This window comes from Sphingomonas floccifaciens, from assembly GCF_042681125.1.
Taxonomy (GTDB): domain Bacteria; phylum Pseudomonadota; class Alphaproteobacteria; order Sphingomonadales; family Sphingomonadaceae; genus Sphingomonas; species Sphingomonas floccifaciens.
Window position 1 is genome coordinate 19,683 of the sequence record NZ_JBHUFC010000022.1, and the last position, 8,861, is coordinate 28,543.

The window sequence follows — 8,861 nt, forward strand, 5'->3', positions numbered from 1 at the left end:
GCCTCCTTCCGGGCTCAGTTCTGGATGAAGACGCCTTCGAGGAAGACGATCTCGACATCGATGCCGGTCGGCATCTCGATGATGGGCTGGTACTGTTCGGCGCGCTCGATCAGGTATTTGGAAACTGTTCGACCGCTCTGGTCGGCGCCGCCGCCCAAAGCGCGCAAACCGACGTTGCCGATGCTCGGGGTGCGATTGATCCCTCCTTTGCCGTCTGTCTCGAAGGTTGCGAGTGGCTGGTTGAAGGCAGTGTTCAGCGCATTGCCTGCACCACCTACAAGCCCGGCAAAGAAAGCTTGCATCGCCAAGGAGCCCTCGCGACTGACGACACGGCCGCGCACGCCGGTCTTGCCGGCGAAGCTGATGAAGCCCTTCACGTCCGACACCGCGAACCGGCCATTGGCCTGCGGACAGGTCATCCGCTGCAGCTTCACATAGACCTTCTCGGAAGAGAGATCGCCGCGCGCCGCGCCGTTGATGACGCAGCCTTCGATCCGCGTCGTGAGCAGCTTGCCGTTCTGGTAGACCGAGCGCGCCGGGCCGGTGATGCGCAGGATCACCGGCAGCGGATCGGTCTGCGACTGCACCCCCGCCGAGGCGTCGACGCCGACGATGACCTTCGCCTTCGCGATCGAGTTGGGCGGCAGGTAATTGGGGCTGTCGGTGTAGCTGGTCGTGCCACCCGAGATCCGAGTCGCGGTGCCCGAGGGGCCGCCCTCGAACGACACCAGCTTGATCGAGCGCGACTGCGACACCGCAGCCGCTGCCGCCTCGCCCGCCGTCATCGGCGCGCCGGGAGTGCGGTAATTGGGCTGGCCGGGGCCATACATCTGCGTCGGAGCCGGCGCGGCCGGCGCGGCGTTACGCTGCGCGATCTGCTGGCGAAGCTGGTCGTTCTCCTGCTGATAGGCGCTCATGACCCGCTGGCCATCGCTCGCCATCGACTGCTTCTCGCCCTGGAGCGCGGCGATCTGCGCCTGCAACTGCTCCATCTGCGCGCGCTGGCCGTCGACGCCCTTCAGCTGATTGTTGATCGACTGCATCTGCGCTTCGGATGCGGCCTGCCATTCACGCTGCGACATGTTCCGGTTGACCATGTCGTCGGTGGTGATCTTCACCTCCTTCCCGTCGGTGCCGACCGGCTTCAGCTTGGCATCGTCGCCCATGACGTACCAGGAGCCCAGCACCAGCGCGACGGCGCCACCACAGCCGAGGTAGAGCAGCTGCTTCTTGCGGACGGCATCGTTGCCGGCCATCAGCTCGCTGTCCCCGCCCTCCTCCGGCTCGGTATCGAGCTGCTTGGCACGGTTACGCTGGAAGATGTCCTTGAGGCTCATGGCCGCACTCCGTTGGCGAGGCCCGAAGGCGTGACGATATAGGCGGTGGTGGCTTCACCGGGCTTGAGGTTGGGGTTGGCGACCGAGACCGCGATCGCGTTCGACGGTGCGATCGTTCCCTCGCCCAGCGCGACCGGAACCTTGCCCCGGTTCTCGATCCTGAGCGTGCGGCCTGCGAGGCTGGCGCCGCGATACTCGGCGACCATCTGGACCTTGAGCGAGCCAATCATCACCGGGTCGGTGACCGCGGGCCTGACCTCGAACCCTTCGAGCGGCGCGGACTGGAACATCGCCTGGACCAGCGTGGCGGACGCCTCCTGCGGCGATGCCGCGACGGCCGCGACCTGCGTTTCCGCGGCGCCACCGATATCCTTATTCTCGACGAACACCTGCTGCGCGTCGTCACCGGCGAGGCGGCACGAGAATTTGTAGACATAGCCCTTCGACGTGGTGCCGAAGAACGACACGTTCGGCCGAGAATAGGCTTCCGGGACCGACACATAGATGTCGCCCCGGGTCGGTTCGTTGACCACGGTGAAATCGTCGGTATCGACCCCGGTGGTCAGCTTCGAGACGCTGGCGAAGCGATCGTCCTTGAGGCTGACGCGGGTCAGCCCCGACTTCGACATCGTGCAGGCGACCTCGCTGTTGTCCTTCGCCAGCACATGCTCGTCGGCAAAGGCCGGCGCGGCGAGCACCATTCCGCCCGCGACGATCATCCCTGCCCCGATCAGGCGCGATAGCGAACACAGGCGCGATGCGAAGGCGGTCCCGCCCCCGATCAGCCCGACTGCGACCCAGGCGGTCATGCGTCGTCTCCGATGGTTGCCGCGGCGTCCTTGTCGGCCTTGGTGACCATCCCGAAGCCCTTGAGCTGGAGAGTCAGGCCGCGATACGCCCAGTAGAAGCGGAACGTCTTCGGCTCGGCGGTGACCGACTTCGAGCCGACGACGGTGTGCAGCGTGCCGGTCACTTCCGAGGTCAGTTTCTCGGTGTCGACCTTCATGCCGGCGAGCGTGAAATACTGGCTGATGCTCGATCCGCGCTGCTCGTTGAGGATCTTCATCAGGTCGCGCTTGAGCGAACCATGTGCTTCCGGCGTGGCGATCGCCAGGATCGAGTCCATCCAGTATTCGAGATTTTCGGGCGAGCGGTTGAGCGTCATCAGCGCGGTGTCGCGCGTGACCATCTCCAGATACTGCTCGCTGACCCCGCTCGACGAGAGCGTCAACGGGGAGCGGACGATCGGCTGCAGGACGATCTCCCGGTCACGGGTCGCGCCGACCAGGAACAGCAGCACCACGAGGCCCGCGAGGACCAGCGCGACGATGCCGAGCATGTTGCGCTGCTTGAGGACGCGCTGCGACTGCGCGAGACCGACAGAATAATCCATTTAGCCCACCATCACGCGAAGGTGGGAGGGCGGTGTCGCCTTCAGCCCGGTAAAACTCGACGGCAGGTGCCAGTAGGCCATGTGGAGAATCCACGACGTGGCCTTGCCGGCTTTGAGTTTCCGAAAACCCCACCAGCCGAGCAACGAGACCATCAGTCCGATCACGACGTGCTGCGACAGGATCCCCCAGATGAAGGGGATCGCCATCGCGAGGAACTCGTCCAGCGTCCAGAAGCCGATCAGCTCCGGGTCGTCGAGATGCGAAGGGATGGTGTACCGGTCCATAAGCTAAGCCGCCCTCCCAGCGGTTGATCCAGCCGACGCCTCAGATCGTCGCGGTGACGGTCGAGGTGACGATCGGGATACCCGTGCCCGCGCCGACGCCGACGGCGACGGGAACGGCCACCTGGCCCAGGCTGAAGCGGCCCGACGCCAGCGCGACGATGCCGCCCGCGAGGCTCATGACGGTGATGATCTTGCCGCCCGAGCCCTCGAGGAAGTCCGTGAACTTCGTCAGCGCGGTATTGAACGTCGTGTCGGCGCCGGCGAACGCCGCCGACGCGCCCAGGACCATCACCATCGCGATGATCGCCAGACCGAGAAGGACACCATTGATCTGGCCACCCTTCGGCATTGAAAGTGCAGACATGCTCTTTCCCCTTGGAAGACGAAGCACAAGCGCGTCGTCTCCCTAAGGATTTCGCAAGTATTGACCCTCGACAAGACGGAAAAAAATTACCGTATCGACTTTGACTGCGGGAAAGCCCGACTACGCATTTCCGCCAAAAAACTGACGCGATGGGTCTGCAGACAAACATAGAGCAGGTAATTTTTTTACCACCTGCGGAATTTTTTTACCGCCTTCGTTGCGAAACTGGAATGACCACCCCCGGTCGTGCGGCAATGATTGATTGCTCGAGAAACTATCAATCCAGATGGTATGCGCTCGCCCGCACTCGGGTTATCCGTTCCCCATGTCGAATGTGATCTACGCCTTCCGGGTCAGCGATGAGCTGTTCCGTCTCACAACAGAAGCGATCAGAACCCGGTCGCTGGCAACGCGACGGTTTGAGACCGTTTCCTCTACCGCCCTGTATGGACTGGAGAAATTCTTGGATATGCCGGATTTCGAGCTGATGCTCGAACGCGCCTCGACGATCGAGGACAATGGTGAAAACCGGGTCGGTTTCCGCATTCAGATCGATCAGAAGGCGCTTTTCCAGGCCGCGCGGGACAGGGCCACTACCGACCCCACCACCCCTGCCACAGCGCGTTTCCTGCTCACCGTGTCGATGCTGTGCGTCTTCGATTGTGCGATTCGTCGAGAAGTTCCGACTAACGCTAAAAAAAATATTGACAGCCTCTCGGGCTATAACCGTATATAGCGCCCAGAAGGGGGGTCGTCATGACTGACCAGAGGAATGCAGCAAGCCGACAGACCGAGACAGACTTCTACTATCCGCTTATCATCGAGCAGTGGAATCGCCGTGGCGTAACCAATGTCGAAATGGCCCGGAGACTCGGGAAAAGCGTCAGTCTCATCGGAAAGGTCAAATCCGGTCGCGCCAGCTTTACGGCCGCGATGCAGATAAGGGTCATGGAGATCCTGGAGATCGACCGGCAACGTGCGTTTCTTGCCGCAGTCTGGATGAAGACGCCCCTCGCCTATTTCGATGACAGCTTCGACAAGATCTACCTCGTCACGTGCCGCTTCGTCGAAGCTTCCTGCCCCCAGTTACTGTCGCTCGCCGAGCAGGTGAAAGGCGATGGGCTTGCTCCCGAAGCGATCGAGCGGGTTTTGCAATCCATCCTGATGAACATGCTCAATTCGGTTCCCCCGCCCCGGACCGGAGCAAACTGAACCAATTCCGGTGGTGAACTCCGTTCCCATCAAACGAGCTTTGGAGAGTGACACCTGTTTCGCTTAGAGGGCGATATGGACTCTCAGCCGAAACCCGCGCGGTCGACCCTATCGATGCGCCGCAAAAAAGAACGCGAGGATGCTGCGGGTTACAAGCGGTCCACCTACGCGCTCTCCCCTGCATCGCTGCGAGTCGCGGACGAGATCCAGCGTCGCTATCAACTTGGCTCCCGCGAGGCCGCTATCAACGCACTTCTCGAACTCATCGACCGCGATCTGTTCCTGTGGCACGACATCCTTGTGTCGGAACGGCGATAGAGGCTTCTGATGGATCTGCGCACCAGTCCGCCAGCCGACGAATCGGGTCATGCCATTGTCGATTTTCTCGACGAGCATCGACTGCCGCACAGCCCCGAGAATTACGGCTTCGCTCACACCTATTTCGAAGGTGCTGACGAGGCCCATTTCATGGCCGTCGCCAATCTGATCGACGGCGGTTATCGCCTCCGACAGGAAGACGTGCGAGCAATTTCGGCACCAGCGGATCTCCATGGCACCGCGACGACGATCGGTGAGCTTTCCACGGAGGTCATGCACATCATCGGGGCAACCGCCCAGGAAGCCAATGCCTTCGTCAAATCGCTCACGCTCACCGCGGCCGAACTGGTCTCGACAGACGGCAACATTCACAGCGCGGTCGCTCGGATGACTGCCCAGGCCGAGCGCGCCGAAGAGCGGTTGAAGCAGCTGAGCCTTCAGACGGCGCTAGTCCGCGAGCGCCTACGCTCGCTGGGCGTCGATACCGACATCGATCCTGCTACCTCGCTCCTCAACCGCATCGCGATCGACTCGGTGCTCACCGCCGCACTCGGGCGGGAAGGCCCTACCCTTCTTGCGCTGGTTGCGCTCGATCAGGTCACCTCGATCGGGGCGGCTCATGGGATCGGCGTCGTCGAGCGGGTCCTGCGCGCGCTGGGCCAGACATTGCGGGATCATTGCATGCCGCACCGGGTCGGCCGCTGGGAGGCAAAGCGGATCGCCATCGTGTTCGACAACTGCGACCCCGAAGCCGCCCGCGATATGCTGAACGCAGCCCGCAAGGCATTCTCGAGGCGAAAGCTGCAGCGCGTCGAGAATGAGACGCCGATCGGCGAGGTGACATGCTCGGCGGGTCTCGTACTCGCCCCCAACGCTGTCTCCGAGGATCTGATTGCAGACGCAGCCGATGCGCTGGCACGGGCTTCGAATGGCTTGGGCAACCGGGTTATTCTTGAGCAGCCAGCTGCGCGCCCATTCCCGTGATACGCCGCACGCGTCGGCACCGCAGCTATCGCGCGGGAAAATGCCTGTAAAAGGTCGAGATCGAGACGCCGATCGCGCGCGCGATCTCGCGCGACGACATCTCCGTCTTGAGCAGCTTGGTGGCCGCGTTCCGGCGCTCTTCGGTCATCATCGTCTTTCGCCCGCCGAACCGGCCCTTGCGCCGTGCGACGGCCAGCGCAGCAGTGGTCCGCTCGCGGACCAGCTCGCGTTCCATCTGGGCCATCGCCGCCAGGATGTTGAAGACGAGCCGCCCCGCCGTTCCCGAAGTGTCGATTCCATCGGTGATCGAACGCAGCCCGATCCCCTTCTCGTCGAGGTCGGCCGACAAATCGACCAGCCCCTTCATGGTGCGGCCGAGGCGGTCCAGCTTCCACACGACCAGCACGTCACCCGATCGCGCATAGGCAATCGCTTCGGCGAGGCCAGGACGATTCACTTTCGCGCCGCTGGCCTTGTCGGAATAGAGCCGCTCGCAGCCGGCTTGCTTCAATGCCTCGATCTGGGGCGTCAGATCCTGGTCGGCCGTCGACACCCGCGCATAACCGATCAACATGCAATTTTCCCGAAACTCATCGACAACGGCCCTGCCACTGAGTTACTAACGGAAATGGGTTTTGAGAAGTGCGCTTTGTTGACAACTTCCAACGGGATCGGCCGATCGCGGTCACGAGCGGCGGTATTCCCATGAGGGCGTCGCAAATCAGATCGTTTGCAAGACGGGATCGTGCGAGCGTCGCCACTCCGCCGACGGGTCCGCGAAAGCACGAAAACCTACGTCGGCTTGGTGTGCCGACAGCTTCCAACGAGGGAGCGAGCGCCCCAATTGGTGCTTTCACGGACCGCCGCCCCTTCGCTTTCGTGCTTTCGCGGACCTTGCCGATCAGGCTGGTGCGGGAGGTTGCCGCGTGACCGGGCGGGCTGGATCGCAAGGGGACCTATTCGTCCTTGACAGCCCGCTGCTGACAGAAGTTCGCGGCGAGCAGTCACTGATGGCCTACCCGTTCTTCGCGCTCACTAGGGTCAGGACTCGTTGATCACAGCCAGAAGATGACGGTGGCAGCGAGGGTGACGGCGGCAAAGAAGGCAGTGGGGCAGCGATCGTAGCGGGTAGCGACCCGACGCCAGTCTTTGAGGCGGCCGAACATGATCTCGATGCGGCTGCGGCGCCGGTAGCGGCGCTTGTCGTATTTGACCGGCTCGTTGCGTGATCGCCGGCCCGGGATGCAGGGCTGGATGCCTTTGGCCTGGAGGGCGTCCCTGAACCAGTCGGCGTCGTAGCCGCGGTCGCCGAGCAGCCACTGCGCCTTCGGCATGTCATCCAGCAGCGCTGCCGCGCCGGTGTAGTCGCTGAGCTGGCCCGCGGTCATGAAAAAGCTCAAGGGGCGCCCGTTTGCATCGGCGACGGCATGTAGCTTGGTATTCATACCGCCTTTGGTGCGGCCGATCAGGCGGCCAAGATCCCCTTTATGGATGGCTCGCCCCTTATCTGAACCGTTGTCGCTTCACGACAGCGGGTCGTTTGCGGAAGGAGCGAAGGTCATGGACATTTCTGTGCTCGGGATCGATCTTGGCAAGAATAGCTGCAGCGTGGTTGGGCTGGATGCCATTGGCAAGGTCGTCGTCCGCCGGCGAATGCGGCGCGAGACGGTCATCACCTACGCGGCGACCTTGCCGGCCTGCGTTGTGGCGATGGAGGCCTGCTGCGGTGCGCACCACGTGGGACGTGCCTTGGCGCGACAAGGCCATGCGGTACGATTGATGTCGCCGGAATACGTCCGCCCTTACGTCAAGGCGCAGAAAAACGATGATCGTGATGCCGAGGCGATCGCCGAGGCGGCGACACGGCCGACTATGCGGTTTGTCGAGCTAAAGACCGAGGAGCAACTCGACATGCAGACGCTCCATCGTATCCGTGACCAGCTTGTTGGAGACCGCACCTCCTTGATGAACCAGATCAGGAGCCTCCTCCTCGAACGCGGTTACATCGTCCCGCAGGGGCGTGCAAAGCTTGCCCTTCGGCTGGGTGAGATGCTGGATGGTGACGAACCGGTACTCGGCTCCCGCATTCACCGGCTGATGAGCGACATGCGCCTGCGCTGGAGAGCGCTCGACGAACGGATCGCAGATCTCGACGCCGAGTTCACCGATGCGGCTCGGGCGGATGAACGGACACGACGATTGCTGACCATTCCAGGCATTGGCGCGCTTAATGCCACCGCGCTGGTGGCAGCGGTCGGCGATGCCCGGACCTTCGGGCGTGGGCGCGACCTTGCCGCATGGCTGGGCTTGGTGCCGCGGCAGGCCACGACCGGAGGCAAGCCGCGATTGCTCGGTATCACCAAACGTGGGAGCCGCTACCTGCGCAAGAACCTGATCCAAGGTGCGCGTGCGTCCCTGCCGGTAATGAGCAAGAGCGATACGCGACTTGGCGCCTGGCTGCGCGGTCTCCTCTCACGTTCTCATCACAACACCGTCGTGGTGGCATTGGCCGCCAAGATGGCGCGTATCGTGTGGGCGCTGCTGCGACACCAGCGCACCTACGATCCGGTTGCGCAGGCAGCCTGAACAAGCTCGGTCGGCGCTCCTTGCGCCAGCTGGATGATGTCTGCGGGAGGTGAGTGAAAGATGGCCTGACAGTCGACCGGTGTCCCGGAAACCTTTGGCTAAAAATGGCACTCGATGCCGGCCCCTTTATGAGGACCAGGACGCGCGGATCTCCATCTTGGCCAACGACCTGGTGTTGGAAGGCCGGATACGTTTTCGCAGACTGCTCAGAGCATCAGACACAAACCGCTTGCCGACGGGGCGAGCCATACGTTTTTACCCGCAGGCTTGATGCCGTGCGGTGCGCCTTCAGATAGGTTGCGTCGATCATGACTGTCAATCGGCGTCCAAAAAGGACCCCCTATCGGCGTGCAAAAGGGACCCCTTTGTCGAGCAGCGTGAC

Annotated in this window: 11 protein-coding genes and 3 pseudogenes; 6 read left to right on the forward strand and 8 right to left on the reverse strand. The window is 62.7% G+C overall.

Features of this window, described 5'->3' with window-relative positions:
• Nucleotides 1–14: 14 nt before the first annotated feature.
• The 5 genes from ACFSC3_RS18160 to ACFSC3_RS18180 are packed head-to-tail and all read right to left on the reverse strand — an operon-like array spanning nucleotide 15 to nucleotide 3,310.
• Nucleotides 15–1,337 carry a TraB/VirB10 family protein gene (locus tag ACFSC3_RS18160; RefSeq protein ID WP_024310625.1) on the reverse strand — a complete coding sequence of 441 codons (1,323 nt, stop codon included), beginning with the start codon at nucleotides 1,335–1,337 and terminating at the stop codon, nucleotides 15–17.
• On the reverse strand, nucleotides 1,334–2,146 hold the full coding sequence (locus ACFSC3_RS18165) for a type-F conjugative transfer system secretin TraK (RefSeq protein WP_066282723.1): 813 nt from the start codon (nucleotides 2,144–2,146) through the stop codon (nucleotides 1,334–1,336). Before ACFSC3_RS18165 ends, ACFSC3_RS18160 begins: the two co-directional genes overlap by 4 nt.
• On the reverse strand, nucleotides 2,143–2,730 hold the full coding sequence (locus ACFSC3_RS18170) for a type IV conjugative transfer system protein TraE (RefSeq protein ID WP_064312054.1): 588 nt from the start codon (nucleotides 2,728–2,730) through the stop codon (nucleotides 2,143–2,145). The genes ACFSC3_RS18165 and ACFSC3_RS18170 overlap by 4 nt, the downstream gene beginning before the upstream one ends.
• Nucleotides 2,731–3,015 carry a type IV conjugative transfer system protein TraL gene (traL, locus tag ACFSC3_RS18175; RefSeq protein ID WP_007406330.1) on the reverse strand — a complete coding sequence of 95 codons (285 nt, stop codon included), beginning with the start codon at nucleotides 3,013–3,015 and terminating at the stop codon, nucleotides 2,731–2,733.
• 40 nt (nucleotides 3,016–3,055) lie between these two features.
• Nucleotides 3,056–3,310 carry a hypothetical protein gene (locus tag ACFSC3_RS18180; RefSeq protein ID WP_371262956.1) on the reverse strand — a complete coding sequence of 85 codons (255 nt, stop codon included), beginning with the start codon at nucleotides 3,308–3,310 and terminating at the stop codon, nucleotides 3,056–3,058.
• Between the two features lie 394 nt (nucleotides 3,311–3,704).
• Here ACFSC3_RS18180 and ACFSC3_RS18185 point away from each other — a divergent pair, with 394 nt between their 5' ends.
• The 4 genes from ACFSC3_RS18185 to ACFSC3_RS18200 all read left to right on the forward strand — a co-directional run bounded on the left by ACFSC3_RS18185 (nucleotide 3,705) and on the right by ACFSC3_RS18200 (nucleotide 5,893).
• Complete coding sequence (locus ACFSC3_RS18185) at nucleotides 3,705–4,115, forward strand: hypothetical protein (protein WP_066282732.1); 411 nt, start codon at nucleotides 3,705–3,707, stop codon at nucleotides 4,113–4,115.
• A gap of 20 nt (nucleotides 4,116–4,135) precedes the next feature.
• Nucleotides 4,136–4,591 carry a helix-turn-helix domain-containing protein gene (locus tag ACFSC3_RS18190; RefSeq protein WP_066282733.1) on the forward strand — a complete coding sequence of 152 codons (456 nt, stop codon included), beginning with the start codon at nucleotides 4,136–4,138 and terminating at the stop codon, nucleotides 4,589–4,591.
• Between the two features lie 114 nt (nucleotides 4,592–4,705).
• Nucleotides 4,706–4,909 (forward strand): hypothetical protein, encoded by a 204-nt coding sequence (locus ACFSC3_RS18195; RefSeq protein WP_010409268.1) that lies wholly within the window; start codon nucleotides 4,706–4,708, stop codon nucleotides 4,907–4,909.
• A 9-nt stretch (nucleotides 4,910–4,918) separates the two neighbouring features.
• Nucleotides 4,919–5,893 carry a GGDEF domain-containing protein gene (locus ACFSC3_RS18200; protein ID WP_066674854.1) on the forward strand — a complete coding sequence of 325 codons (975 nt, stop codon included), beginning with the start codon at nucleotides 4,919–4,921 and terminating at the stop codon, nucleotides 5,891–5,893.
• A gap of 25 nt (nucleotides 5,894–5,918) precedes the next feature.
• On the opposite strand, the gene ACFSC3_RS18205 is transcribed toward ACFSC3_RS18200, so the two are convergent.
• Nucleotides 5,919–6,467 carry a recombinase family protein gene (locus tag ACFSC3_RS18205; protein WP_024310630.1) on the reverse strand — a complete coding sequence of 183 codons (549 nt, stop codon included), beginning with the start codon at nucleotides 6,465–6,467 and terminating at the stop codon, nucleotides 5,919–5,921.
• Between the two features lie 352 nt (nucleotides 6,468–6,819).
• On the opposite strand from ACFSC3_RS18205, the pseudogene ACFSC3_RS18210 reads away from it, so the two are divergent.
• Nucleotides 6,820–6,933: pseudogene (locus ACFSC3_RS18210) on the forward strand (replication initiator protein A); the annotation flags it as partial.
• 15 nt (nucleotides 6,934–6,948) lie between these two features.
• Here ACFSC3_RS18210 and ACFSC3_RS18215 read toward each other — a convergent pair.
• Nucleotides 6,949–7,386 (reverse strand): annotated as a pseudogene (locus tag ACFSC3_RS18215) (IS5 family transposase); the annotation flags it as partial.
• 67 nt (nucleotides 7,387–7,453) lie between these two features.
• Between ACFSC3_RS18215 and ACFSC3_RS18220 the strand changes: the two are divergent.
• Nucleotides 7,454–8,479: an IS110 family RNA-guided transposase gene (locus tag ACFSC3_RS18220; protein ID WP_066713890.1), complete on the forward strand. Its 1,026-nt coding sequence runs from the start codon at nucleotides 7,454–7,456 to the stop codon at nucleotides 8,477–8,479.
• A gap of 235 nt (nucleotides 8,480–8,714) precedes the next feature.
• Here the strand turns inward: ACFSC3_RS18220 and ACFSC3_RS18225 are convergent.
• Nucleotides 8,715–8,795, reverse strand: a pseudogene (locus tag ACFSC3_RS18225) (IS5/IS1182 family transposase); the annotation flags it as partial.
• Between the last annotated feature and the right edge of the window lie 66 nt (nucleotides 8,796–8,861).

Bases quoted from the DNA above. Each gene is read 5' to 3' on its own strand.
- ACFSC3_RS18190 (WP_066282733.1), top strand. From the start codon at position 4,136: ATGACTGACCAGAGGAATGCAGCAAGCCGACAGACCGAGACAGACTTC.
- ACFSC3_RS18160 (WP_024310625.1), bottom strand. From the start codon at position 1,337: ATGAGCCTCAAGGACATCTTCCAGCGTAACCGTGCCAAGCAGCTCGAT.
- ACFSC3_RS18220 (WP_066713890.1), top strand. From the start codon at position 7,454: ATGGACATTTCTGTGCTCGGGATCGATCTTGGCAAGAATAGCTGCAGC.
- ACFSC3_RS18205 (WP_024310630.1), bottom strand. From the start codon at position 6,467: ATGTTGATCGGTTATGCGCGGGTGTCGACGGCCGACCAGGATCTGACG.
- ACFSC3_RS18195 (WP_010409268.1), top strand. From the start codon at position 4,706: ATGCGCCGCAAAAAAGAACGCGAGGATGCTGCGGGTTACAAGCGGTCC.
- ACFSC3_RS18165 (WP_066282723.1), bottom strand. From the start codon at position 2,146: ATGACCGCCTGGGTCGCAGTCGGGCTGATCGGGGGCGGGACCGCCTTC.
- ACFSC3_RS18200 (WP_066674854.1), top strand. From the start codon at position 4,919: ATGGATCTGCGCACCAGTCCGCCAGCCGACGAATCGGGTCATGCCATT.
- ACFSC3_RS18170 (WP_064312054.1), bottom strand. From the start codon at position 2,730: ATGGATTATTCTGTCGGTCTCGCGCAGTCGCAGCGCGTCCTCAAGCAG.
- traL (WP_007406330.1), bottom strand. From the start codon at position 3,015: ATGGACCGGTACACCATCCCTTCGCATCTCGACGACCCGGAGCTGATC.
- ACFSC3_RS18185 (WP_066282732.1), top strand. From the start codon at position 3,705: ATGTCGAATGTGATCTACGCCTTCCGGGTCAGCGATGAGCTGTTCCGT.
- ACFSC3_RS18180 (WP_371262956.1), bottom strand. From the start codon at position 3,310: ATGGTGATGGTCCTGGGCGCGTCGGCGGCGTTCGCCGGCGCCGACACG.